The following is a 25,660-nucleotide window of genomic DNA, read 5'->3' on the forward strand; positions in this document are numbered from 1 at the left end:
GACGATTAGCTTTTTGTGTGTTATGTTTGCCTATTCAATTGGGTAGGCGATCTTTACAACTTTTGCAGGATGTGTTCCACTAATTGACCTAGCTACTCTCATTGTAAGAGCTGGCAATCTCCCGCTAAGGTCAACCCCTGCTACAGAATTGTTGCTTGTTTACGGAGTCACCACTCACTCATGCCCACTGCCAACACCCTAAAAAAGACGACTAAACAACCCACGTTTACGGCTGATATGGTTCGCACCTATCTGCATGAGATTGGGCGCGTGCCCCTGCTGACCCACGAACAAGAGATTGTCTTCGGCAAGCAGGTGCAGCAAATGATGGCGCTGCTGGAGGCGAAGGAGACCTTGGCTGAGACATTGCAGCGAGAACCAACTCATCAAGAGTGGGCAGACCATGTTAGCTTGAGTGAACCCGAACTCGACCGGATAATCAAACTGGGAACGCGGGCAAAGCGCAAGATGATAGAAGCTAACTTGCGTCTAGTGGTCGCGATCGCGAAGAAGTACCAGAAGCGTAACATGGAATTCCTGGATTTGATTCAGGAAGGTACTCTCGGCTTGGAACGCGGCGTCGAGAAATTTGACCCGATGCGCGGTTACAAGTTTTCGACCTACGCCTACTGGTGGATTCGCCAAGCGATTACTCGCGCGATCGCTCAACAAGCCCGTGCGATTCGTTTGCCCATCCACATCACCGAAAAGCTTAATAAAATTAAGCGGGTGCAACGGGAACTAGCTCAGACGCTTGGTCGCAGTGCTACCCCCGGTGAAATCGCTAAGGCGCTGGATTTAGAACCCGCGTTGATCCGCGAGTACTTGAATATCGCCCGTCAACCGATTTCTCTGGATGTGCGCGTTGGCGATAACCAGGATACCGAACTGCAAGACCTTCTGGAAGACGAAGGCCCAACCCCTGACCATTATATGACCCAGGAGTCGCTGCGGCAAGACCTGGACGATCTTCTGGCGGAACTAACCCCACAGCAGCGGGAAGTGCTAACTCTGCGCTTTGGCTTGGAAGATGGCAACGAGCTGTCTCTAGCAAAAGTCGGCGAACGCCTAAGCCTCAGCCGCGAACGGGTACGCCAGCTAGAACACCAAGCCCTCGCCCATCTGCGCCGTCGTCAGGCGAATGTCCGCGAGTATATCGCTGCTAGTTAATTGTAGAGGCGGGATTGAGCCGCTATGCTCCTGCCTCCCACATCATCCTATAGCGATCGCTCCTAAAACCCGTCCTTACAGCTAAGTAAGGGCGGGTTTTTCAGTCATTTCAATCCCCGCTTTTAGCCCCTGTCGAGTAGATGTGTCTACCTGTTGAAGTTTTTTGTAGACATCTAAAATCTGTTACTGCTCTTTTTTTATATTTTTGTAAAGTTTCGTAACGCAGTTCGGGAACTCGAACGGGTGCCAGTGAAGTCATCCACAGTTAAGGAACAAGTACTACAGACAAGCCCACACTGACCCGATTTGGGAAAGCTCATAAAACGGGTGAATAAAGTGAGTATAAATACGCATTTTGATTTTAGAAGGCAATTTAATAACCGGGAATCAAAGATGAATGCGTTGCTTGTCTTAACAAAAAAAACTCCTTTCGGATGACCTACGGTTCATTCAAATGGGTGAAGCTTTACACCTAAGGAATTAGGTACTTTGTAATTAGATGCTTGAGGGTGTCTGCTCGTAATTGCTAGGGGGGAAAAAACGGTGCTTAACAAGTTTTATCAGCAATTTATGTCTCGGCTTCCGCTTGAAGTACCTGCCCTAGGATTACTTCTAACGATGAGCTTCGCAACCAGCACAGTTGCATTGCAAGCACCAACATCCTTTAGTAAGACGGGAATCGTTGGCACAAATTCCGTTTCCCTTGCACAAATGCCAGCATCAGACACTTCAGTGGCTGACGGTATTTATTTGTATGGTAGCTCCCAAAAGACAGAAGAGATTGGTCAAGAATATATAGTATTTGAGGCGCGTCAGGGAAAGGTAAGGGGTGCGTTTTATATGCCTTCCTCAGAATATAGTTGTTTTTCCGGCAAGGTTGGGGCACAGCAAATCAATCTAACCGTTCAAGATCCCTACGACAGTACAACCTATTCTCACTCAATAGCCCTCAGCGAAGCCCCCCCAGTCGCCTCTGCCGATAGTCGGTTGCCCATTGAAGATAGTTTACGGCTCCAGGGCTATCACCCAATTAACAAAATTAGCGCTAACGACCAGCAAATCTTGAACGCTTGTAAAGTTAACTTCTAACAATTAGTAAGCTTTGGCGGTGCAAATCAGGGTAGTTGTCAGTAGTTTGTTGCTACTAACCCATGACTGATCACCAGAAAAACAATTAGCTCCTCCAAAAACCCGTTTTCTTGAAGAAAACGGGTTTCTTTATTTTTTGAACTTCAAAACTCGATTCCTGGCTGCGCTTTGACGCCCTGTTCCCGGAACGGATGCTTAACGAGGGTCATTTCCGTTACTAAGTCGGCTCGCTCAATCAGGGCTGCTGGGGCACCTCTGCCGGTGAGAATAACGTGAGAATCCGCAGGTTTTTCCTCCAACCCAGCTAGCACTTCCTCAACGCTCAAATAGCCGAGTTTTAAAGCTACGTTGATTTCATCCAACAGCACTAGCTTAAATTCAGGATTGCGGATAAAGCTGAGTCCAGTTTCCCAAGCCTGATGCGCTTTCTGGATATCTCGCTGTTGGTCTTGAGTTTCCCAAGTGAAGCCTTCTCCCATCGCGTGGAACTCTAGCTGACCTTCCCAGCGACCGAGGACAGCTTTCTCAGCGGGTTCCCAGGCTCCTTTAATGAATTGTACGATCCCGACTCGATAGCCGTGACCAAGCGATCGCATTACCATTCCCAAAGCAGCAGTGGTTTTTCCCTTGCCATTGCCTGTATTAACAATAATTAAGCCTTTCTCCTGAGATGCCTTTGCCACCCGCTGCTCTTGAACTTCCTTGCGCCGCTGCATCTTGCGCTGGTATTGTTCTGGAGTTAGTGATGATGTTTCTGTCTCCAGTAAGTCAGCAGATTCTAAATTCTTATTTAAATCAGTCGGGGTAGGAGTTGTCATCAAGTCTGCCTAGAAAAAACTTTCACACCTATTAAAATAGCCCCAAAGGGATATGCATCAGGATAAGCCATCGGCAATTCCTTCTAATTGCAGGGAATCGCTCCCAGTCATCACTTCAAGACAGAGGGCATAACCCCCCTTCCATTTTGCCTATAGATTCAGCAACACTGATTTCAGTATAAATTTACTTACCTTCTTTTAAGATTTATGTCTTTAACCTTATCAATCTCTTCTGAACAAGGTGCAGAGCAACTTAATCTGAATTTGGAGTCTACATTGCAGGGATTAACCCTGTATGAGGCTTGCATTGAATACAACCACACAGCCGCAGAGGTTCTCAGGCTTTTCGAGGAAAAACCGCTACTACCGGGTTTAATCCTCATGGATAAAAACCAACTAGTCGGGATGATCAGTCGCAGGCGTTTTTTTGAATATCTGAGCCGTCGTTACAGCTTGGAGTTACTGTCGAAACGAAGTTTGCGATCGCTCTATCAATTTAACCATACCGAAATTCTAGTTTTTCCCAGTTATACTTCCATTACCGCAGCGGTGCGGGAGTCTTTGAAGCGCTCGCCTGAATTGATCTATGAACCAATCATCGTACAAACAGCACCCGGAATTTATAAATTGTTAGACGTGCATCAACTTCTGCTGGCTCAGTCAGAGGTGCATGAAATTACAATGGCAGCCTATAAGCAAATGGGATTGGCGCTGCAACAGGCAAAAAACCAACTTTTAGCCGTCTTAGATGCCGTGCCTGGATTTGTCTCCTGGATTAGCTCGGATTTACAATACCTGGGCGTCAACCAGCATTTAGCTGCATCCTTTAACTTGTCTTCAGAGGAATTTGTCGGTCAGGAACTTAGCTGTTTTGACAGTAGCCCCAACTTTAGTGAATTTGTGGAGCAATTCTTTGCTTCCCCGACGAAAACAACCTCTCAGGAAGTGACCGCAGAAGTTGACGGCAATATCAAAAATTATCTTATGGTGGCGCAGAAATACAACCAAGATCAAGCGGCTGTCACAGTAGGAATTGATATTACCAAACGAAAGCAATTAGAAGAAGAACTGCGAGCATCGCTTGAGCGAGAAAAAGAACTCGGCGACCTAAAATCCCGCTTTATCTCCATGACTTCCCACGAATTCCGCACTCCCCTGAGTACGATCCTCTCTTCTGCCGAATTATTGGAACATTACAGTAACAATTGGTCTGAAGAGAAAAAACTCATCCACCTGCATCGCATTCAAATCGCTGTTAAGCACATGATTGGACTGCTTGATGATGTATTAATCATTGGTAAAGCCGAAGCCGGACAGTCGGACTTCAAACCTGAACTGCTGCATCTAGAAGAATTTTGTATTGAATTAGTGAAAGAATTGCAACTGAATGAAGGCAATTCCCGTGCAATTAACTTGATTAATCATTGCAAATCTACCTCCTTTAGTCTAGATGAAAAATTGCTACGACATATTCTTAGCAATCTCCTTTCAAACGCGATAAAATATTCGCCTGAAGGGAGTCCAGTCAGATTTGAAATTACCCAACAAAAAGATGCAATCGTCTTCCAAATTGAAGACAAAGGAATTGGGATTCCTCTGCAAGAGCGTCAGTGCTTATTTGAAGCATTTCATCGATCCGCGAATGTCGGCAACATCCCTGGAACTGGTTTAGGATTAGCAATCGTTAAGAAGTGTGTGGATCTTCACGGGGGTGAGATTACCGTTAAGAGTAAAGTGGGTGTGGGCACTAAATTTAAAGTAAGACTACCCCTGAAGAGTGCTGTAGAGGCAAGGTCTACCCGCCCGTGCTAAGGTAAGCTTTCTTGCAAGATAAAGTCTAAAGTCTTTATTTAAAAGGAAAGTTTGGGTGTATAGAAGAAAGTGCCCCGAACATACTCAAACCTTATTAAAGCTGCTCGGTTGTTGTGCATTGAATTTGGACAATCCTAGCGAACATCTTGTTTGCAGTCCTGGGAGCTGACATTTTTAATTTTTAATTGCTTACCTGCTAGGCGATCGCTGATATGGCAAAGATTCTGGTAATTGAAGATGAAATATCTATCAGAGAGAACATTCTGGAGTTGTTAGAAGCAGAGGGATTTGACGCTATTGCAGCCGAAAATGGTCAAATAGGGTTGCAGTTAGCTCAAGCAGAAATCCCCGATTTAATTCTCTCCGATGCGCTAATGCCGGAACTCGACGGTTATGGCGTTCTGAAGGCACTTCGCTCTAACCCTGTCACGGCAACGATTCCCTTTATCTTTCTCACTGCCAAAGCAGCGAAAACCGATTGGCGTCAAGGGATGGAATTGGGTGCAGACGACTACCTCACCAAGCCATTTACGAGAGCGGAATTACTGGGAGCGATCGCAGCGAGGATGGAAAAACAGGCGGCGATTGAGCGACATTCGCAAAAAAAACTCGATGATTTACGCAGCAATATCTCTTTCTCCCTCCCTCACGAACTCCATACTCCCCTCAATGGCATTTTGTGTTGTTCGCAAATGTTAATTGATGAAGCCGACTCCCTAGAACCGCAAGAAATTCTAGAAATGGCAGTCGATATTCGTACCTCTGCGGAACGTTTATCTAAGTTAGTCCAGAATTTTTTACTCTTCGCTCAATTAGAGCTAATCGGAACCGATCCGCTTCAGATAGCGGATCTTAGACAAAACAGCCGAACTGATTCAGCGAAGAGCGCGATCGCAGAAGCGGCGATTAAAAAAGCCAAGCAAGTTTGCCGGGAAATGGATTTGGAATTAGACCTCCAAGAAGCTGCCGTCTTAATTTCAGAGCCAAAATTGCGAAAAATTGTGGAAGAACTAATCGATAATGCCTGTAAATTTTCGTCTCCCAACACCGCAATTCGCGTTGCCACTCGATGTAAAAATAGCACTTTTGTACTGTCCGTGAGCAACTTCGGACAGGGGATGACACCAGAGCAAATTGCGACAATTGGAGCCTATATGCGATTTGAGCGCAAACTCGCTTCACAGCAAGGCTCTGGTTTGGGCTTGCTCATTGCTAAACGCCTAGCCGAACTACACGCTGGCGAATTATCAATTGAGAGTATTCCCACTCAAAAAACCATTGTGCGTGTTGCCCTGCCTATGTGAACGAATTTAAAACTATGTGCAATTTGTAGCACAACTATTATCTGTAAATAGATATAAATAAACTGCTAAATTAAATCTCTCCCCTTGCTGAGGAAAAATCAAAGTTTTGATTTTACATCTCTAATTGAGCGCCGATCGCTAATCGCCCATAACTATTAACAATTAGCTACGAGCGATTAGCCATTAGCGATTATCTGGTCTTAATTCAACCACGGAAACTGGCTGGAAGTAGCATCGGGTTCTTCAACTAAATGAGCCATATCGCCCTGGTAGTTCTCGTTAATGAAAACCGCTTTACTCTTCAAATGTTCGGGTACATAGCGGAGGTTGACAGGGATACCATGCGCCAGCAGAAATTCTGCCAGATGATCGGGATGAATGTACAAACCTTCTGCATGAAGCCGTTGCAACATTTCCTCAAAATTAGACCAATGATTATGGTGCTGGCTCTGAGATGCTGATTGAACTCTAACTGGATTGCGAGAGGAAAGATTGCTTGCCATCTTGTCATATTGACTGGACTGAGACAAAATCCTTCTCTGGATTAAAGCCATGAGAATGACCTTTTTCCAGTTTACAAAAATTTGAGGTTTATCGAATTATGGCGATCGCTTTTGCGATCCCCGCAGGGATCTCCGCAACACCCCTATGATGGCAATTATGACTCGGCCGGTCTTGGTTAGTTTTTTGTGCTAAGGGAAAAAATCCCATGATTTTAGGCAAAATTGCAATCGTTCAAGGCGATATAACTCAGCAAAAGGTAGATGGGATCGTCAACGCAGCGAATACCTCCTTACTCGGTGGTGGCGGCGTCGATGGGGCGATTCACCGCGCCGCTGGACCAGAATTGTTGTCAGAATGTCTCCAGTTGAAGGGCTGTGCCACTGGTGAAGCAAAGATTACAAAAGGTTACAATCTCCCCGCCAAGTGGGTAATTCACACAGTTGGCCCAATTTGGCGAGGGGGCGATCGCCAGGAAGATGAGCTGCTAGCTAGATGTTATCGCAATTCTCTGGCGTTGGCGGAGCAATACGAGATACGCAGCATTGCCTTCCCAGCTATTAGCACGGGTGTCTATGGGTTCCCGATAGAACGCGCCACTAGAATTGCTGTAACTGAAGTGAAGAAGTTTCTGGAGCGCACTACCTCGATAGAGCAGACGATTTTCGTTTGCTTTGGGGATACTGCCTATAATTCTTACTCGGCTGCGATCAAAGAAATTATTTAACACAAGGTAGCGATCGCCTGAAAAAATCCTAAGTGCTGTAAGGGCAAAAAGACCCCACCGATACTGAGTAGAATTCAATCAGATAAGGGATGGCGCGATCGCGATCGCTGCTTACCCGACAAAATTATCTGCGTGAGAATGCAACGAGTGCGATCGCTCTAGCGCTCATTTATCTTTTCCCCACACTTATATTTTTCCTGCTCCAGTTGGGTTTCTGACTCGCTTTTGCTGGTTATAGTTGACAATGCGGTTCATTCTTTTAAAAGTAAAAAATGTCACAACTGCCCGGTAACAAAATCGCACCCGCCCCCATGCCGACAGCAATTAATGTTGTCGATCTGATTGATGGTTACTTCAGCGCCTACAACTCAGCGCGTCTGCGGGAAATGTGTCACTTGCTCAGCCGAGAGGTAATGCGTGAGGGCGTCACCGTCGGAGTCAGTCTATCAGGCGCGATGACCCCCGCTGGGATGGGTGTGGGAATTTTGGCTCCCCTGATTCGCCACGGTTTTATTGACTGGATGATCAGCACGGGTGCCAATCTTTACCACGATATGCATTTCGGGCTGGGTTTCGACCTTTACGCAGGGAATCCGTTTGCAGATGATGTGAAACTGCGCGAAGAAGGCACCATTCGCATTTATGACATTATCTTTGGCTACGATGTGCTGCTGGAAACTGATGCCTTCATCCGAAAGATTTTGCAAGCAGAACCGTTCCAAAAGCGGATGGGAACTGCTGAATTTCACTACCTGCTTGGAAAGTATGTTCGGGAAGTGGAAAAGCAGTTAGGAGTGAAAAATTCCTGCTTATTGGCGACAGCTTATGAATGTGGTGTGCCTATTTATACTTCTTCGCCGGGGGATAGTTCGATTGGGATGAACGTAGCAGCATTGTCCCTAGAAGGCTCAAACTTAGTGCTAGATCCAGCCATTGATGTGAATGAGACAGCTGCGATCGCCTACTGCGCTCGTGAAACCGGCAACCCAGACGTAGAGGGCAAAAGCGCCGCCGTGATTATTGGCGGTGGTAGTCCCAAAAACTTCCTGCTGCAAACTCAACCGCAACTTCACGAAGTGTTGGGATTAGAGGAACGAGGTCACGATTACTTCGTACAAGTCACCGATGCGCGTCCTGATACCGGCGGACTCTCTGGTGCAACACCCAGCGAAGCCGTTAGCTGGGGCAAGATTGACCCCGAAGAGTTACCTAGCACCATTGTCTGTTACACCGACAGCACAATTGCCCTGCCTCTCATCGCCGCCTACGTGATGAACCAATGTCAGCCCCGCCCCCTGAAGCACTTGTACGATCGTCGAGAAGAAATGTTCTCAAAATTGCGGACGGACTATCAAGCAGCAAAAACCCAGCCTTCCGATGAAATTCCTGCCGCTGTTGCCGAAAATGCTTCTGAACAACCTGTAGCAACTTATCCCTGCGGCAGGCTAATTCCTAATACCCAATAGCAGGCTGCTTTTGGATCAAATCCCCCAGGTTGATGCAACTTGGGGGATTTTTTATTCCGTTTTATGCTCAATAAACTATCTTAATTGTTTACTCAACTAAGACATCAGTTTACTATTATCAAAGTGAAATCAAATTGTTTGCTCATATCTTAATAAAAATTATTAAAATAGGGGGTTTTCGTAAATTTACGGAACGCCTAAAATTCTAAAAATATTTCAGTAAAATTACTGAGACTTGTTATTTCTATATAGTGCTATTAATTAAATTAATAGGCTTTTTTATCAGAAATATTTATAAATGTAAACTCTGGTTTTCGCTAAAGTCAAGCGAACTTTGCAAGAAGGAATCAAGAATTATGACCGCCCAACCTATGACGATTACTGCTTTTGCTAGCAAGCTGACTACTTTGAAGGAAGCTCGCTTTAGTGGGCGGCTGTTCCTGAAAGGTACTTTGGGGCGAGAGTGGATTCTTTACTTCTACCTGGGTCGGATTTTGTACGCAACTGGAGGAACTCATCCAGTTAGAAGGTGGCAAAGACATTTAGGAATAAATTGTTCTAATGTTAGTCCGAATCAACTTAGTTTACAAACTGATATTTCTGAAACTTCTTCCGATCTTAGCAAAAACTGTCGAGAATATTATTTGTTATGTTTATGGCTGAAGCAGCAAAAAATTACCCGCGAACAAGTTGTAAAAATAATTCAAGGCATTGTTCTTGAATTATTGTTTGACATTACTCAAGAAGTACCAAAAGCATTACAAATCAAGCAAGAAAATGCCTTAGCCCCCCAGTTGTTATTGATTGATGCCGAACAAGCGATCGCGAAAACTCAAGAAATTTGGCAAGCCTGGAAAATCGCTAAAATTTCTGATGTGCTTCCCAATCGAGCGCCATCGATCAAGCAACCAGAACAACTCCAACAAAAAACATCGCCTACCGTTTATAAATCTCTGACATTGTTATTAGATGGGCAAAGAACCTTACGAGATATTGCAGTTCAAACTAAGCGCAATGTTGCGGAAGTAACCCGATCTCTATTGCCTTACCTTGAAACTGGATTAGTAGAGTTAAATGATATTCCTGATTTAGCAAATCCGGTTTCCCCGACTTCTTCAGAATTAACTGCTAAAAATCCTCCGACTTCTTCAGGCAAAACACCCGCTCAAGCGGCAACTCGAAAACCACTCATTGCTTGTGTGGATGATAGCCCGTTGGTTTGCAAAAATATGGAAAAGATTCTTACGTCAGCCGGGTATCAATTTTTGGCAGTACCAGATTCGATGCGAGCGATCGCTACTTTATTAAACCGCAAACCTCATATCATCTTTTTAGACTTGGTAATGCCCAATACGAACGGCTATGAAATTTGTACCCAATTGCGTAAAGTTTCTGCTTTCCGAGATACCCCAATTATTATTTTGACAGGAAATGACGGTATCATTGACCGAGTCCGAGCTAAGGTTGTCGGAGCTTCAGATTTCATGGGGAAACCAGTCGATGCAGAAAAGGTGCTAGCGATAACCAACAAGTACCTCAAGCACCTCAAAAACAGTTCCCTCGTGGTCAGTTGATTTTTGTTTTTCCTAGGAGCCTTAATACAATGCATACTGCTTTAATCGTTGAAGATACCCTAACTGAAAGGGAAACTTTTGCTAGCTGCTTGCGACGAGGTGGGTTAAATGTTTTAACAGCAAATACTGGAGAAGAAGCCTTAGAAAAAATCAGTAGCCATAAACCTGATGTGATCATTTTAGACGTTGTATTGCCCGGTCGTAGCGGCTTTGAACTCTGCCGCGAACTCAAAGCAGATGCAGAAACCAGCAAAATTCCAGTCGTGATGTGTTCCACCAAAAGCACTGATATGGATAAATTTTGGGGCATGAAACAAGGAGCAGATGCCTACATTCCAAAACCAGTCGATCAAGAGGAACTACTGCGTACTGTTAATCAATTAATTAAAGGTTAGGAAAAATCTTCGTCAGCACCGTCAAGAGACAAGCAATGGAATCTGAATTTTTGTCTGGAAACAAAGCTTTAATTCAACAATTTGAAATCCCAACCGCAGAACATAAAGCAGTCGTGGGAGAGCAATTTTTGCGGTTTCATCTTTTTCCGGACATTACCGCACTATTCCCCATGCACCAAATGACAGAGGTGCTGACAATTCCAGTTGGTCAGATTGTCCCCATTCCTCATATGCCACCTTGGGTGATGGGAGTTTATAACTGGCGTGGTGAGATTTTATGGATTGCGGATCTCGGTCATTTGGTAGGGCTGACTCCCTTATACTTACAGGCAATTAACCGATCAACTTACACAGTCATTGTGATTCATGGGGAACAGCACATCCTTGGTAAACAGCGAACTGGTAGCCAAATCACAGGAAAAAAGATGCTGGGATTGGTAGTGAATCGAGTCGAAGACATCGAAAGCTGCGATCCAGATTTAATTCAATCTCCTCCACAATCATCTGTCACCCCGGAATTGGTGCCATTTTTACGGGGATATTGGCTGAAATCAAATGGTGAAATACTGGTGGTTCTAGAGGGAGAATCCATCATGGCTGGAATGCCTAAGCCAGAAGTTTGAATGGCTGTTTGAATATCCAGATGTCTTTCTTTGGGTCTGGAATTTCAATTTTTTAACCTCTATCTGTATCCCTTAATCAACTCAACTCGCCACACTCATCTACCTTTAGCAAAGTTTAAACTATGAAGACGCCTTCCGATCCTCAATCAGATACAACAAAAGCCAATATTAAGCGTCGTCTCCGGGGTCGCAAGACAGGTGTTAGCCATCAACCCCCTCCTCTTAAGCTCATTCCGAACCAACAAGATTTAAACGGATCTCAAAATCTTGAACAAAAGGTAGAGAACAAGGGAAAAGAGCAGCTAGAGCAAACAGAGCAAGACCAGCTTAACCCGCCGTCTCCACAACTGAATCTATCTAAAAGTCCCACGCTCCGCAGCCAATTGTTGAGGACAATCTTACCTGTGGTACTAGCACCGCTAGCGATCGCTGGTATTGTGAGCTGGGGGATGACGAATTATCAAGCATCTGGGCGCACCGAGACGAAATTATGGAATGACGCGATGCTATCCTCCAACTTGGCTGGCGTAAAGGTCAAGGATGCTTTGATTTCGTCGTCTTTGGCAGAAAATTCCTTAACTATTGATGTTGCGCGTGCTGCTAACTTTGACGAACTAGCGGTGCCGTTGGAGCATGTAGGACTGAGTAACACTGAAAAAATTCAGATTTTGGCTCCGGCAAGCAAAGCCGTGATTAGTACCATTACATCTAATGGCGCGATCGCGCAGAAAGAAGTATTAGGTGGCGATGCGGTTTTACAAACAGCCACAGCTCTGTTAGCCGAACTAGAAGTACAAAAGGCTAATTTTGGGAAAAACGCTCCCCTTGGGAAAAAACCAAGCTACGTAGCGACTACAGGTGAACTCCAGGGACTTACCATTGTCCCTTACGTTCGCCAAGAGGGACAATTAGTTCTGAGTACTTCATTCGATCGGGACGGCAGAAAGTATAGCCTTGCCGCAGTTCCTGGCATCGATTTGGTCAGTGTCACCTCAATTGAACTTTCGGAAATTGCTGCCGCAGGAAATGAGCATGGGCTAATTTTTGTCCTAATTTTTCTTTCCTTGGGAGCCGTAGGTGCAGGCATTGTGGTGAGTTTAGCACGCCGCTGGTCTGCTCCTTTGAAAGAATTGACGGGTACATCAGAGCAGGTTGCTGCCGGAAATTTGGATGCCTACGTTGAACCTCGCGGGACTACTGAAACGCAAACTCTAGCTGTCAGCTTCAATAACTTGGTAGCACGAGTTAAAGACTTATTAAGCAAGCAAGAAGTTGAAGGCAAGCGATTACAACTGTGTGCTGATATTGCTACCAGTGCCAGAGAATCTCTTGATATTCACGAAGTATTCAAGAAAGCAGTTCAAGGCACGCAACAAATCCTGAATGCAGAACGAGTATTCATCTATCGCTTCAATCCTGACTGGAGTGGTTATGTTGTTGCCGAAGCCGTAGCTCCTGGATTGCCGACCTGCATGAAAATCAAGGTAGCTGATACCTACTTCACGTCTTCCAAGGTGGGAGTAGAACTCTATCGGAAGGGCCGCGTTTTTGTCATTGATGACATCTATAAAGCCAATCTCACACCTTGCCACATTGAGTTGTACGAGCGATTAAAAATCAAAGCCAATGTAATTACCCCGCTGATTAGCGGCGACAAACTACTCGGCTTGATGTGTACGCAGCAGTGTTCTAATCCTCGGACTTGGCAGCAGTCTGAAGTCGATTTCTGTACCCAGGTGTCCACTCAATTAGGGCTAGCCATAGATCGGATTGGCTATTTGCAAAAGCGGGAAGTTGAAGCTAAACAACAAGAAGTTGAAGCCAAGCGATTACAGTTGTGTGCCGATATTGCCACCAGCGCTAGAGAATCGTTAGATGTCAAAGAAATTTTCGAGAAAGCCGTTCAAGGAACTCAACAAATCCTCAAAGCAGAACGGGTGTTTTTGTATCGCTTCAATCCAGACTGGAGTGGAGATATCGTCGCGGAATCTATTGCTCCAGGTTGGCCTTCCTGCTTAAAAATGACCGTCACGGATACCTACTTCACCGACTCTCCCGCAGGGGTAGAACGATACCGCAATGGTCGCGTGTTTGTCATCAATGACATCTACAAAGCCAATCTTACGGGTTGCCACATTGAGTTGTATGAGCGATTAAAAATCAAAGCCAATGTGATTACCCCGATTGTCAGCGGTGATAAACTATTAGGTTTGCTGTGTACGCAGCAGTGTTCAAATTCTCGGAATTGGCAGCAGTATGAAGTCGATTTTTGCTCCCAGTTGTCTACTCAAGTCGGCTTAGCTCTAGACCGAATCAGTTTCTTAGAACAGAAGGAAGCTGAAGCAAAACAGCAAGAAGTTGAAGCTAAGCGCATTCAACTGTGTGCCGATATTGCTACTAGCGCTCGTGAATCTCTCGATGTCAAGGAAGTATTTGAAAAAGCCGTTGTTGGCGCTCAACAAATCCTGAATGCGGAACGGGTGTTTTTATATCGCTTCAACCCAGATTGGAGTGGGGATGTAGTTGCTGAATCAGTAATGCCGGGTTGGCCTTCCTGTCTAAAAATGACTGTTACCGATACTTACTTCACCGACTCGAATGTGGGGGTAGAAAGATATCGCAATGGTCGCGTATTTGTCATTAATGATATTTATCAATCTGGTTTGACTTATTGCCACGTTGAGTTGTATGAGCGATTAAGAATTAGAGCCAATGTGATTACCCCGATTGTCAGCGGTGATAAACTATTAGGCTTGCTGTGTACGCAACAGTGTTCAAATCCTCGGAATTGGCAGCAGTATGAAGTAGACTTTTGCTCGCAGTTATCTACTCAAGTGGGCTTAGCTCTAGACCGAATCAGTTTCCTAGAACAGAAAGAAACTGAAGCAAAACAGCAAGAAGTTGAAGCTAAGCGCATTCAACTGTGTGCTGATATTGCTACTAGCGCTCGTGAGTTGCTAGATGTCAAGGAAGTATTTGAAAAAGCCGTTGTTGGCGCTCAACAAATCCTGAATGCAGAACGAGTGTTTTTGTATCGCTTTAACTCGGATTGGAGTGGAGATGTTGTTGCGGAAGCGGTGACAACCGGCTTACCTTCGTGCCTGAAAATGACCGTGACCGATACTTACTTCACCGACTCGAATGTGGGTGTAGAAAAGTATCGCAAGGGTCGCGTATTTGTCATTAATGACATCTATCAAGCCAATCTTACAGGTTGTCACATTGAGCTGTACGAGCGATTAAAAATCAAAGCCAATGTAATCACCCCGATTGTCAGCGGTGACAAACTATTAGGCTTGATGTGTACGCAGCAGTGTTCTACTCCTCGGACTTGGCAGCAGTATGAAGTAGATTTTTGCTCGCAGTTATCTACTCAAATCGGCTTAGCTTTAGACCGAATCAGTTTCCTCAAACAGAAGGAAGCGGAAGCAAAACAGCGAGAAGTGGAAGCCAATTTGACCCAACTGTTTGCAGATATTGCCAACAGCGCTCGTGAATCTCTCGATGTCAAAGAGGTTTTCGAGAAAGCAGTGATTGGCGCTCAACAAATCCTGAATGCGGAACGGGTGTTTTTGTATCGCTTTAACCCGGACTGGAGTGGGAATGTAGTTGCGGAAGCGGTGACGCCCGGATTACCGACCTGCATGAACATGAAAGTAGCAGATACCTATTTCACAGACTCAGAGGCGGGGGTAGAGTTGTACCGCAAAGGTCGCGTGTTTGTTATCGATGACATTTATCAAGCGAATCTCGCCCCTTGTCACGTTGAGTTGTACGAGCGATTAAAAATCAAAGCCAATGTGATCACCCCGATTGTTAGCGGTGACAAACTACTGGGCTTAATGTGTACCCAGCAGTGTTCAACCCCTCGGACTTGGCAGCAGTCTGAAGTCGCTATCTGCACGCAGTTGTCCACTCAAGTTGGTTTGGCGATAGACCGCATCAGCTATCTGGAACAGAAAGAAGCTCAAGCTACGCGATCGCAACTTTTGTCCATGATTACCCTCCGCATTCGGGAATCTCTGAAGCTGGAAGACATTCTGAATACAGCGGTCGAAGAGGTGCGACGCGCGTTTAAAACAGATCGCTTAATCGTCTATCGCTTCGATGCGAACTGGGATGGGACGGTAATTGCAGAATCTGTAGCGACGGGTTGGATGCCCACTCAAGGCGTCAAAATCGAAGATACCTGCTTGAAAGAGACGCAGGGGGGAAGCTACAACAAAGGGCGCATTCGTGCCATTGAGGATATTTATCAAGCGGGTCTGAACGAGTGTCACATTAAAATGTTGGAGCGCTTTCAAGTCAAAGCCAACTTGGTCGTGCCCATCGTAGTAGATAACGAGCTATTCGGCTTGATGATTGCTCATCAATGTTCGGGGACTCGCATTTGGCAGAAGGGTGAAATCGATTTGTTCACCCAGTTGACAACTCAAGTGGGTATTGCCCTCAACCAAGCGACGCTGCTGGAACAGATTCAAACTTTGCTGGCGGCGCAAGAGGAAGCGACCCGCCAACAATCTGCAAATGCCGAACAGCAAAGGTCAGCCAAGGAAGCCCTGCAAAAACGAGCGCTGGAACTGCTGCTGGAAGTCGATCCTGTCAGTAAAGGAGACCTCACCATTCGGGCGCAGGTGACTGAGGATGAAATCGGCACGATTGCTGACTCCTACAATGCCACGATCGGTAGCTTACGGAAAATTGTTAGCCAGGTGCAAACCGCCGCCAAACAAGTGGCAGCAACCACCAGCAGCAATGAAGTCTCTGTTCAAGAGCTATCGGCAGAAGCTTTACGGCAATCGGAGGAAATTTTAGCTGCTCTGGATCGAATTCAGGAAATGTCCACCTCGATTCGAGCGGTTGCTGCCAATGCCGAACAAGCGGAAGCTGCGGTTCAACAAGCGACGCAGATTGTGAAGGAGGGTGACGCTGCCATGAACCGCACGGTGGACGGGATTCTAGCGATTCGGGAAACTGTTGCAGAAACCTCTAAAAAAGTCAAGCGTTTGGGCGAATCTTCGCAAAAGATTTCCAAAGTGGTGAACCTAATTGGCACCTTTGCCGCTCAAACGAACTTGTTGGCGCTCAATGCTTCAATTGAGGCGGCACGCGCTGGGGAAGAGGGTCGAGGCTTCGCCGTCGTTGCGGATGAAGTGAGATCGCTCGCTCGACAATCGGCAGCGGCAACGGCAGAAATCGAAAAGCTGGTTGCAGGCATTCAGGCAGAAACCAATGAGGTGGTAGCGGCGATGGAAGCAGGCACCGAGCAGGTCGTTACGGGTACGAAACTGGTGGATGAAACCCGCCAAAGCCTGAACAAAATTACGACTGCCAGCGCCCAGATCAGCGCCTTGGTGGAAGCGATCGCCCAAGCGGCTGTCGTGCAATCCAAAGCTTCCGATGCAGTCACCAAAACCATGACCGACGTGGCAGCAATCGCCACCAAAACCTCAACGGGAGCCACCGATGTATCGGCATCCTTTAAGGAATTGCTAGCGTTGGCGCAAGAACTGCAAGCAAACGTGGGTCGATTTAAAGTTAGCTAATGGGTAATTGGTAATGGGTAATTGGTAATGGGTAATTGGTAATGGGTAATTGGTAATGGGTAATTGGTAATGGGTAATTGGTAATGGGAAGAATCCAGCCAATTATTAATTACTAAACCCCTTTTCCCTAATTATCAATTATCAATTCCCAATTCCCATACGCCTTTTCCCCAATTACCAATTACTAATTACCAATTACCAATTCAGTATTATGGCGCTCGACTCTGATATCCGCGACCAAGCCTATCAGTTCTTCATTCAAGAAGCTCCAGAGCTGTTGCAGGTCATCGAATCGGAACTGCTGACGCTCAAGACAGAGCGGACTACTGCTAAAATTCACAGTCTCATGCGTGCGGCTCACTCGATTAAAGGGGGATCTGCTTGCGTGGGACTCGAAACAATCAAAACGATAGCTCACCGCCTTGAAGACATCTTTAAGGCGCTCCACAACAAAGAGTTAGAGATTGATGCCGAACTAGAAAGCTTATTGCTGCAAGCCTATGATTGTCTCCGCCTCCCTTTAACGGAGCAGATTCTGGCGGGTCATTTCAACGCAGAACAGGCGATCGCGATCGCCGAACCCGTGTTTGCCAAAATTGAGGCGCAATTAGGAGATTTCCTCACCGGAGAGGAAGTTTTACCCAATGCGGTGGAATTGGGAATTGATATCACCTTATCGATATTTGAAGTGGACGTGGCGCAAGAACTAGAGCGCCTCACCCATGTTTTAGCCCATCCTGAAAGCAATCAAGTAGCCGGAGAATTGCGGGCACTCGCTGATGTATTTACCGGCATCGCAGAATTATTAAGTTTGCCAGGATTTGGAGCGATCGCGCAAACTACTTTGGCGGCGCTCGATGCTCATCCCGAACAAGCCTTGCAGATTGCTCAACTGGCATTAGCTGATTTTCAGGCAGGGAGAGAAGGCGTACTCGCAGGCGATCGCTTGCTTGGCGGTTCTCCCTCTACCGCTTTAACAAAACTTGCTGCTACTTCTCCAGTTCAAACTTCCCCTGGATCAACGGTTACAGGCGTCCAACTGGCTCCCGAATTAGAGCTACTGACACTGACTGAAGATGAAGAGGAATCAGCGCTCTCCTTTTCCTTTTCTTCTATTGAAGATATTTTTGGTAGCTCTGTCCTCCCTTCTGAAATCAATGAAGATTTCCTAGACGTTTCGGCACTATTCACATCTGAAGAAATTTCCGAAACAGAGTTAGGCATTCCAGGAGAAACGCTAACTTCTATCGCTGCTTTCGACGAAATTCTTGATTTCTCAGATTCCAGCCTATCAACTCAAAATCAACTCCCTCTTCTCAAATTTGATGAACCTGAGCATCTAACCTTAACTACAGATGAGGAAAGTCTCAAACCAAACTTAGACGAGCGAAAACAGAAACAAACTTCAGATAAAATTTTTAAGGATTCAAAATTAACAGCAGAAATTACAGATTTTTATAATAATTCATCTTTCAACGGGCTGAAACTTCCGGCGCTACCAGCAGCTAATCTAAATCAAGAATTTGAGTTAATCGCTCAAGAAGAAATCCTCGCTTCCCCTCCTTCTCTAGATGAAGTTTTTGGTAGTTTTGCCTCAAATTTACCAGAGATAGAAATTGAAAACTCATCTTCTTTTGAAGTAGCTGAGCCGATGGCGCTGATTGAGGAAATTCCTGAATTAGAGCTAGCTGTTGAAGAAACTAACCTAGTTACTATTTCTCCCCCAGCTCCAGAACTACACTCAGAATTAATTGCAACAAAATCCTCAACGAATATTCAAGCAGTTGTTCAGGAAATCGAGCAATTATTTGATAGTTTGCCTTCCGTAACCGAGCTTCCGGTCAATCTAGTCAACACAGAAAATTCGCCTCAGATAATTCAGTCTGAAATCGACAAAGCAGCGCCTAAAACTTCTAGACCCGCTAAATTGCCTGCTGCCAAAGACAAGAAGAAAGAAACCATTGTCCCTACCAATTCTACTCCCCAACTTTCTGTTCGAGTTGACTTAGATCGACTGGAACGAATGAATAACTTGGTGGGTGAACTTGCCATTAACCGAAACGGTCTTTTCCTCCAAAATGAACAACTGCAAGCAACGGTACAAGAACTGCTGCGGCGGTTTACTAAATTTCAGGAAATCGCCAATCATCTGCGCGATTTATCAGACCAGATGATAGTGGCTCCAGAACGCCATTCTATTGCGTCAGACCAGCAAATCGCATCTCGAAAAGCAGAAAAGCCGGATGTAAAAACGCGATTTCCTGCGTCTGAAACCGAGGAAAATATAGAGCAAAATCTCCTGTCTTCTAGCACCTCTACACCCCTAACTTCTTCGTTTGACTCCCTAGAGATGGACAGCTATGGAGCATTGCACTCAATGGTGCAAGAGAGCCTCGAAGAGATGGTGCAACTCGAAGAAATCGTCGGGGATGTGGCACACTTAGCTGGACAGTCAAGCCAAACTTTAGAAAGTCAACGTCAAATGATCGCCCACTTGCGGGATGATTTGATGTGGGCGCGGATGCTTCCCCTGCGCGAAGTGTTGAGCCGCTTTCCTAGAGTTTTGCGCGACCTTTCCACAAAATACAAAAAGCCAGTCGAGCTGAAATTAAGCGGGACGGGAGTTTTAGTTGATAAAGCCGCTTTAGAAAAACTCAACGATCCTTTACTGCACTTGCTCCGCAATGCCTTCGATCACGGGATTGAGCCACCAGAAGTACGCCGTCAGCAAGGGAAACCGGAGCGGGGTCAGATTGAAATTCAGGCTTATCATCAGGGGAGTCACACGATTATTGAAGTACGGGATGACGGTCAAGGAGTCAACCTAGAACGCATCCGTTTGAAAGCACTAGAGTTGGGGTTGCTTTCACCAGAACAAGTGGTTACAACTTCAACCACTCGACTTTTAGATTTACTATTTGAGCCAGGATTTTCCACTGCGGCTCAAGTCAGCGAACTGTCGGGTCGAGGTGTGGGATTAGATGTGGCGCGATCGCAACTGCGATCGCTCAAAGGTACCATCACGGTCACGACCACTCCTGGAAAAGGTACCACCTTTACGTTACGCATCCCGCTGACGCTGACGATTGCTAAATTACTCGTCTGCTTAGTTGGTTCCACTGCTTACGCCTTCCCCGCTGACAGCATTGAAGAGATCGTCATTCCGAAAACTGACCAGATGAAGCACTCTGGAAAACAGAGATTCTTGCACTGGCGCAAGCGAATCGTTCCTGTCTATCACTTATCAGAATTACTGGACTATAGTTGTCCGTTGCCTGAATCAATTCCCAGCCAAGCTTTAGTCGCCGTTCCCACTCCCGAAGCTTGGGCACCACCGATGCTGCTAATCCGCCGAGATAACCAAATTCTTGCCTTAGAAATCGATCGCTTGGTCACAGAGCAAGAATTGGTGATTAAACCCTTTGGTGCAGCGATCGCGCCTCCAAGTTATATTTACGGTTGCACGATTTTAGGAGATGGGAGCCTGATTCCGGTGATTGATGGGGCAACGCTTCTCACCCAGATGGTTGGGCAAAGTAAGAACGCGATCGCTACGACTACTTTCACCGATCTGCCAACTGCTTCCCCCATCCAAACTGCATCAATTGACAAAAGTAAAGTATCTGCAAACACAGCTAAATCGCCTTTGATATTAATCGTAGATGACTCCATTACCCTGAGACAAACTTTAGCTTTAACACTCCAAAAAGCAGGATACCGCGTCTTACAAGCAAGAGATGGACGGGAAGCCATCGAACAGTTACAGCAAAATTCCAACATTCAAATGGTAGTTTGCGATGTAGAAATGCCGAATCTAAATGGCTTTGAATTTCTTAACCATCGTCGTCAAGATCCGCAACTATCGAAAATACCTGTAGCAATGCTGACTTCCCGCAGTAGTGAAAAACATCGACAATTAGCCACTCACTTGGGAGCCAGTGCTTACTTTAGCAAACCTTACTTAGAGCAAGAATTCTTAGCAGCCCTCAAAGCCCTTTTTGAAAAAAGTGGATCTTTAGGAGCTGCCGTTCGTAGCTCATAATAATGAGAGCATCTCAATGTTTTTAAAAATATCTATTACAGTCCAGAAACCCACCCCACCCCTCTGGGTGAATCGGGAGGGATGAATCCTACTTTCCCCTGAAAAAAAGGCATGAACAGCACTTTAATCAACTCAACCCCCCCAGATTTCGATCGGTTAGATGTTTCCGCGTCTGTACCCGCTATTAAAGTGCTTGTGTTTAGCATTGGTAGCTTAAACTTGGGTTTGCGGATTGAGTCCATCTACAAAGTGCTGAATTCTACCCAAATTTTTGGCAGCGAACTGAATGGAGTCGGTATTGCTCATGTAGGCGATCGCGAAGTGACCGTTTTGGATCTACAGCAGCGGTTATTTTCATCCAACCCAACCCAAGAAACCCTTCAGGGAGCCTACCTGATTGTTATTCAAGATACAGAGGGTGAACTGTATGGTATCCCCGTTGAAACCGTTCCCGCTTTGATAGATGTACCTTTATCTACGATTCGAGTCTTACCCGAATCCTTTCGTCACGCTAACTCCCTAGGGATAGCCAGTCACGTTGCTGTCATTTCTCAACCAGAGACTTCTCTAACCTTATTTCTATTAGATATTGATACAACAACGAGCCTTTCTTGGGGAAATTTGGCTCTGCCACCTGGTACGGATGAGGACATAGAACAGCAGCATCAATAATACCCGGTTGGAATCGGTAGGAGTTAGCGATCGCATCCTCATCTCCTGAAGCGCGATCGCTCTCGTTAATTGATATTGACTCACAACAAAATCCCCCCAAATTTACCCCCTTAAAAAGAGGAGGTAAATTTGGGGGATCAAAATAATGAAATTGCGATTAGCGGATTGGTGGGCAGGGAACGGGTGGAAAACCTCCCGCCTCAATCACGAAGTCATCGAAATCCTCATCTTTTCCTGGTTGGGGTAGCCCTGTATCATCCCAGGCGATGCGAACGCCAGTAATTTCTTCGTTCGTGCCACCATCTAAACTGCCATTAAACGCAGCTGCCAAGTTAGTGGTGGATCTGACACTGCGGCGAGTTTGACCTGTAGGGCTAACAGATTCCAGGTAGAAAGCATACCGGGTATTCGCTTTAAAAGTATATTCGCTGAGTCGATTTTCTACAGCTCCCCCATCAACTGTCCCCAGAAAATCGATTGCCGTGCCAATATTATTTTGACCGGGCGAGGAAGGCTGAGGCTGTTCGCTTCCGAAGCCGTCATAGGGTTTGACTTCCTGAAACAGCACCGTCTCTTCACCCGTATCTAAATTGACAACGCCAAGCGTTGATCGATAAGCTCCGTGGGACTCTTTGAATTCAAATTCAATCGTCGTATCCACCGGGAACTGGACAGCTTCATTGCCAAACAAATCTTCAGCGTGAACGGGCGTTGCCACGCCCATAAACCCAGCTGCGATCGCTCCCAGTAGCCACTTGAACCCGGTGGTTCTACCGTTTTTACGCTTCATCTGCCTCATCGTATTCTTGCTCCTGCTCACACTAGAATGACTGTGCAACTGACAACCGAACCGCTACCAAGTCCGCAAACCGGAGTTGGCTCTGGAAATGTCTTTTTGCTGCAAAGTCGTTCTCAAGTTTTCTACTTCTGTCCTTAACTCCTCTAGACGCTGACACGCCTGCGGAACAGGGGGTGGTGTTTGAGGCTGTCGAGTAAACCGGCGGGTACCAGGAGTTTGTTCCGTCAGAGCAGCCCCGCAGGCTTGAAAGGCTGTTTCTGACTCTTGGTTAAGCCGGGTAATATTTGCCGTTAGTTCCGGATCTAACTTGTCATCAGTATCAAAAACGGGTGCCGTATTGTTCCAGATATTCGTTCCCGTGATATCAGAATAACTACGGTCGGCTCTCGCAGGCGCAGCCATACCCAGCGCCACAATTGATAAGCCAACAACCCAACCCAGAGATTTTATGGTGTGCATTTGGGGTACTCCTCCTTAAAACTTCAATGCTGTCCCAACACCTAATACAAATCGAGAGCCATCACCCGCACCCGCAACGTCGCGCAAGGCTGGAGTAATCACAAAAGGAAAGTTTTTGAAGGGAGCGATGGAAAGACCCAATGCTAAGTCCTGTCCTGTCCATTCCGCAATCAAACTAACAGGTCGAACAACACGAACTGCCAAATTTCCAAATACATTGATATTGTTTTCACCCGCATCAACCGCACCGTTGGAACGGAACTGTCCATCGCCGACACCAACCGTAAAAGCAACGCGGCTGAAAGCATCATTGAGAGATTCTCTCGTTCGGAATACTTTGGTAACAACTCCATATTTGGATTGTTCAAAGTCGTTGTGACCAATATTTAAAAAGCCATTCCAGCCTAATGCTGCGGATACATCTCCCCCAAATCGACGATGCAGCTTGCCATTAAAACCACCTTCGCCGAAGCTGTCATTTGTCGCTAAAGCGTAGGATAGTTCTACCCCCACGGCTTTATCGGCATTGCCTAAGCCGATGCCGATCCCCGCAGCCCCCACAGAACCACTATCTTCTCGCACGTTGGGTTGATAGGTGCCGCTGATAAAGGCGGTGTTTCTATCTGCACCATAGCCAACTGGGATATAAATGCTCAGGGCGGGCGAAGCTTCAAATTCCTCGATGGGTGCTGGCAACGCTAGCGGCGCAACAGGTTCCGGACTCGGACAGGATTCTGTCGCCAGTGTGGTTCCTTCTTGAGCAACTTGATAAGTTGCATTATCTAAGGATTTAACGTTCTTGATTCTTTGCGAGGCACAGGTATTCCCGGCTTTCGGTTCCGTTGCCATTGACTGGCTGGTTTGTACCGTTGACGAGTTAGCGATCGCCTCATCTGGACGGAGTGCCTCAGCCTTGGATGTAAATACACCTCCACTGGGTATCGTTCGTTCATTTACAGCCGCTTCGTTAACAGTTTCCCCGTTTCGGAAGGAAGCTAAGTCAGAAGCTTTCCTCCCGGATTCCTCAGATGCAGACTGGTTAATGTCAGAAGCTCTTGATAACTGGGAGAGGAGGTTATTTGAGGGAAGCGCCGCAGTTTCAGGGATTTCTTGCAAATCAGTTTGGGGAGCAGCCGTCAATGCCGGAAGTTGCCTTGCAGCGAATCCTGGGGCATTCTGAGAAGGCGATCGCGCAAATTCCTGCCTGGATGCCAATCGTGGTTCTGGTTGGATTTCTGGGGCAGCGATCGCTGTCATACTTCTAGGAGTCACCATCGGGGTGGCAACACTCCCCTCATCGGTCGCGGCTGCCTGGGGAGAACCCTCGGAACTCGGACTTTCACTTGCTTGGGCTGTCATCCCTCCAGCCACAAAAGCAGCTAAAGTACAAACAGCAACATGAGGAAAACGCATAAATTAGCCCTACTAAACTCACACCGCTCCAATTGAGAAGTCGGTCTTCCCAAATCGTTGAATAGATACTTATACAGAGTTGGGCGCGTGTATCCGCAGTGATAATCGCGCAAATTTTGCCTCGATTTGTAAAAATCATCGCTTCAAATCCCGATCGCCGCTTCCTCTCCCTTCAGCGCGATCGCGTTAGAGAAGCGAGGCGTTAGCCGCACGCTGAGTTCTCAGTTCGCTCCCCTATCCTTCACCGGATAAACTAGCTGTGTCAATATCTATATTTACGGCATGATTGTTTTTGTTGCCCTGCTAGCTTTCTACGTTGCCTGGAATCTGGGCGCAAACGACGTTGCTAACTCGATGGGAACGTCGGTGGGATCGAAGGCTGTCACCCTACGGCAGGCATTGGTGATTGCCGGAGTGTTGGAATTTACAGGTGCCGTGCTGTTTGGTCGTTCCGTATCGGAGACGCTGGCAACCGGGGTTGTCAATCCAGAACTGTTCGCTGCCGTACCTCAGATGCTACTGATTGGCATGGTTTCGGTATTGATAGCCTGTGGCGTCTGGCTGCAAATTGCCACCAGTCTGGGCTTGCCAGTCGCATCATCTCATGCGGTAGTCGGCGCGATCGCCGGTTTTAGCTGGGTGGCGGCGGGTGTCGGTGCCATTGATTGGTCATTAATTGGTCTAATCAGCTTCGCCTGGGTGATAACGCCGATCATCAGTGGCACGATTGCCGCGTTATTCTACAGCGTTGTCAAGCGTTGGATTCTCGATCAACCCAACCCACTTTTTCAACTGCGCGAATGGATCCCCTGGTTGAGCGTGACGTTGCTGGGCGTCTTTGGGGTGATTGTTCTACCCTCTGTGAGTCAACCCATCGATACCTGGCTGACAAATCGTTTCGGCATCAACCTTCCTGCCCACGATATCCCTCTCTTGATTGGCGCGATCGCATCAGTTGCCCTTACCCGGTTCATCTGGCGACAATTAGCCCGCGAGGAAGCAGAGCAGCTTGTAGACACAAGGGTTATCGCGGGAGCCAATGAGACGGACAACCGCGAAATCCCAAACTCCCCATCTAAAATCCTCAATCCTATTGAGCGTCAGCTAGCACGGTTTCAGCTATTAAGTGCCTGCTTTGTTGCCTTTGCCCACGGTTCCAATGATGTTGGCAACGCGATCGCTCCCTTAGCGGCGATCGTTTATATCAATCGCACAGGTTCCGTTCCTATCACTGGCTTTAGCATTCCCCT

At 46.5% G+C, this 25,660-nt stretch carries 18 protein-coding genes; 13 read left to right on the forward strand and 5 right to left on the reverse strand.

Features of this window, described 5'->3' with window-relative positions; all coding sequences use genetic code 11:
* Positions 1-180 precede the first annotated feature (180 nt).
* Together H6F50_RS10670 and H6F50_RS10675 are read left to right on the forward strand one after the other, a co-directional pair.
* A complete protein-coding gene (locus H6F50_RS10670; RefSeq protein WP_190412973.1) occupies positions 181-1,170 on the forward strand; it encodes an RNA polymerase sigma factor, RpoD/SigA family in 990 nt (329 codons plus the stop codon).
* A gap of 618 nt (positions 1,171-1,788) precedes the next feature.
* Complete coding sequence (locus tag H6F50_RS10675) at positions 1,789-2,259, forward strand: hypothetical protein (protein WP_190428678.1); 471 nt, start codon at positions 1,789-1,791, stop codon at positions 2,257-2,259.
* A 143-nt stretch (positions 2,260-2,402) separates the two neighbouring features.
* On the opposite strand, the gene cobO is transcribed toward H6F50_RS10675, so the two are convergent.
* Complete coding sequence (gene cobO, locus H6F50_RS10680) at positions 2,403-3,077, reverse strand: cob(I)yrinic acid a,c-diamide adenosyltransferase (protein WP_190412975.1); 675 nt, start codon at positions 3,075-3,077, stop codon at positions 2,403-2,405.
* A gap of 207 nt (positions 3,078-3,284) precedes the next feature.
* Here cobO and H6F50_RS10685 point away from each other — a divergent pair, with 207 nt between their 5' ends.
* Both H6F50_RS10685 and H6F50_RS10690 read left to right on the forward strand, forming a co-directional pair.
* Positions 3,285-4,889: an ATP-binding protein gene (locus H6F50_RS10685; protein ID WP_190428679.1), complete on the forward strand. Its 1,605-nt coding sequence runs from the start codon at positions 3,285-3,287 to the stop codon at positions 4,887-4,889.
* A gap of 212 nt (positions 4,890-5,101) precedes the next feature.
* A complete protein-coding gene (locus H6F50_RS10690; protein ID WP_190412977.1) occupies positions 5,102-6,193 on the forward strand; it encodes a response regulator in 1,092 nt (363 codons plus the stop codon).
* Between the two features lie 200 nt (positions 6,194-6,393).
* On the opposite strand, the gene H6F50_RS10695 is transcribed toward H6F50_RS10690, so the two are convergent.
* On the reverse strand, positions 6,394-6,747 hold the full coding sequence (locus tag H6F50_RS10695) for a hypothetical protein (protein ID WP_190428680.1): 354 nt from the start codon (positions 6,745-6,747) through the stop codon (positions 6,394-6,396).
* A gap of 155 nt (positions 6,748-6,902) precedes the next feature.
* Here H6F50_RS10695 and H6F50_RS10700 point away from each other — a divergent pair, with 155 nt between their 5' ends.
* From H6F50_RS10700 to H6F50_RS10735, 8 genes are all read left to right on the forward strand, one after another.
* The gene (locus tag H6F50_RS10700) at positions 6,903-7,421 is read left to right on the forward strand and encodes an O-acetyl-ADP-ribose deacetylase (protein ID WP_190428681.1); all 519 of its coding nucleotides are present in this window, start codon (positions 6,903-6,905) and stop codon (positions 7,419-7,421) included.
* Between the two features lie 272 nt (positions 7,422-7,693).
* Positions 7,694-8,887 (forward strand): deoxyhypusine synthase, encoded by a 1,194-nt coding sequence (gene speY / locus H6F50_RS10705; protein ID WP_190428682.1) that lies wholly within the window; start codon positions 7,694-7,696, stop codon positions 8,885-8,887.
* A 356-nt stretch (positions 8,888-9,243) separates the two neighbouring features.
* The gene (locus H6F50_RS10710; RefSeq protein WP_190412982.1) at positions 9,244-10,461 is read left to right on the forward strand and encodes a response regulator; all 1,218 of its coding nucleotides are present in this window, start codon (positions 9,244-9,246) and stop codon (positions 10,459-10,461) included.
* A gap of 29 nt (positions 10,462-10,490) precedes the next feature.
* On the forward strand, positions 10,491-10,856 hold the full coding sequence (locus H6F50_RS10715) for a response regulator (protein ID WP_190412983.1): 366 nt from the start codon (positions 10,491-10,493) through the stop codon (positions 10,854-10,856).
* Positions 10,857-10,891: 35 nt separating this feature from the next.
* Complete coding sequence (locus H6F50_RS10720; protein ID WP_190428683.1) at positions 10,892-11,479, forward strand: chemotaxis protein CheW; 588 nt, start codon at positions 10,892-10,894, stop codon at positions 11,477-11,479.
* Positions 11,480-11,601: 122 nt separating this feature from the next.
* Positions 11,602-17,025, forward strand: coding sequence for a GAF domain-containing protein (locus H6F50_RS10725; RefSeq protein ID WP_190428684.1), 5,424 nt, complete (start codon positions 11,602-11,604; stop codon positions 17,023-17,025).
* A gap of 211 nt (positions 17,026-17,236) precedes the next feature.
* Complete coding sequence (locus H6F50_RS10730; RefSeq protein ID WP_190428685.1) at positions 17,237-21,067, forward strand: response regulator; 3,831 nt, start codon at positions 17,237-17,239, stop codon at positions 21,065-21,067.
* Positions 21,068-21,178: 111 nt separating this feature from the next.
* Positions 21,179-21,739 (forward strand): chemotaxis protein CheW, encoded by a 561-nt coding sequence (locus H6F50_RS10735; RefSeq protein ID WP_190428686.1) that lies wholly within the window; start codon positions 21,179-21,181, stop codon positions 21,737-21,739.
* A 157-nt stretch (positions 21,740-21,896) separates the two neighbouring features.
* On the opposite strand, the gene H6F50_RS10740 is transcribed toward H6F50_RS10735, so the two are convergent.
* Genes H6F50_RS10740 through H6F50_RS10750 form a run of 3 tightly spaced genes read right to left on the reverse strand, consistent with a single transcriptional unit; the run spans position 21,897 to position 24,410 of the window.
* Complete coding sequence (locus tag H6F50_RS10740; protein ID WP_190428687.1) at positions 21,897-22,538, reverse strand: hypothetical protein; 642 nt, start codon at positions 22,536-22,538, stop codon at positions 21,897-21,899.
* A 54-nt stretch (positions 22,539-22,592) separates the two neighbouring features.
* Positions 22,593-22,997 carry a hypothetical protein gene (locus H6F50_RS10745; protein ID WP_190428688.1) on the reverse strand — a complete coding sequence of 135 codons (405 nt, stop codon included), beginning with the start codon at positions 22,995-22,997 and terminating at the stop codon, positions 22,593-22,595.
* Positions 22,998-23,012: 15 nt separating this feature from the next.
* On the reverse strand, positions 23,013-24,410 hold the full coding sequence (locus H6F50_RS10750) for a hypothetical protein (protein ID WP_190428689.1): 1,398 nt from the start codon (positions 24,408-24,410) through the stop codon (positions 23,013-23,015).
* A 282-nt stretch (positions 24,411-24,692) separates the two neighbouring features.
* On the opposite strand from H6F50_RS10750, the gene H6F50_RS10755 reads away from it, so the two are divergent.
* Positions 24,693-25,660, forward strand: a 968-nt coding sequence (locus H6F50_RS10755) for an inorganic phosphate transporter (protein ID WP_190428690.1), incomplete at its 3' end; no start/stop codon positions are given.

Origin of the sequence: Coleofasciculus sp. FACHB-712, from assembly GCF_014695635.1 — a bacterium.
GTDB lineage: Bacteria > Cyanobacteriota > Cyanobacteriia > Cyanobacteriales > FACHB-T130 > FACHB-T130.

Bases quoted from the DNA above. Each gene is read 5' to 3' on its own strand.
- H6F50_RS10670 (WP_190412973.1), top strand. From the start codon at position 181: ATGCCCACTGCCAACACCCTAAAAAAGACGACTAAACAACCCACGTTT.
- H6F50_RS10675 (WP_190428678.1), top strand. From the start codon at position 1,789: ATGAGCTTCGCAACCAGCACAGTTGCATTGCAAGCACCAACATCCTTT.
- cobO (WP_190412975.1), bottom strand. From the start codon at position 3,077: ATGACAACTCCTACCCCGACTGATTTAAATAAGAATTTAGAATCTGCT.
- H6F50_RS10685 (WP_190428679.1), top strand. From the start codon at position 3,285: ATGTCTTTAACCTTATCAATCTCTTCTGAACAAGGTGCAGAGCAACTT.
- H6F50_RS10690 (WP_190412977.1), top strand. From the start codon at position 5,102: ATGGCAAAGATTCTGGTAATTGAAGATGAAATATCTATCAGAGAGAAC.
- H6F50_RS10695 (WP_190428680.1), bottom strand. From the start codon at position 6,747: ATGGCTTTAATCCAGAGAAGGATTTTGTCTCAGTCCAGTCAATATGAC.
- H6F50_RS10700 (WP_190428681.1), top strand. From the start codon at position 6,903: ATGATTTTAGGCAAAATTGCAATCGTTCAAGGCGATATAACTCAGCAA.
- speY (WP_190428682.1), top strand. From the start codon at position 7,694: ATGTCACAACTGCCCGGTAACAAAATCGCACCCGCCCCCATGCCGACA.
- H6F50_RS10710 (WP_190412982.1), top strand. From the start codon at position 9,244: ATGACCGCCCAACCTATGACGATTACTGCTTTTGCTAGCAAGCTGACT.
- H6F50_RS10715 (WP_190412983.1), top strand. From the start codon at position 10,491: ATGCATACTGCTTTAATCGTTGAAGATACCCTAACTGAAAGGGAAACT.
- H6F50_RS10720 (WP_190428683.1), top strand. From the start codon at position 10,892: ATGGAATCTGAATTTTTGTCTGGAAACAAAGCTTTAATTCAACAATTT.
- H6F50_RS10725 (WP_190428684.1), top strand. From the start codon at position 11,602: ATGAAGACGCCTTCCGATCCTCAATCAGATACAACAAAAGCCAATATT.
- H6F50_RS10730 (WP_190428685.1), top strand. From the start codon at position 17,237: ATGGCGCTCGACTCTGATATCCGCGACCAAGCCTATCAGTTCTTCATT.
- H6F50_RS10735 (WP_190428686.1), top strand. From the start codon at position 21,179: ATGAACAGCACTTTAATCAACTCAACCCCCCCAGATTTCGATCGGTTA.
- H6F50_RS10740 (WP_190428687.1), bottom strand. From the start codon at position 22,538: ATGAGGCAGATGAAGCGTAAAAACGGTAGAACCACCGGGTTCAAGTGG.
- H6F50_RS10745 (WP_190428688.1), bottom strand. From the start codon at position 22,997: ATGCACACCATAAAATCTCTGGGTTGGGTTGTTGGCTTATCAATTGTG.
- H6F50_RS10750 (WP_190428689.1), bottom strand. From the start codon at position 24,410: ATGCGTTTTCCTCATGTTGCTGTTTGTACTTTAGCTGCTTTTGTGGCT.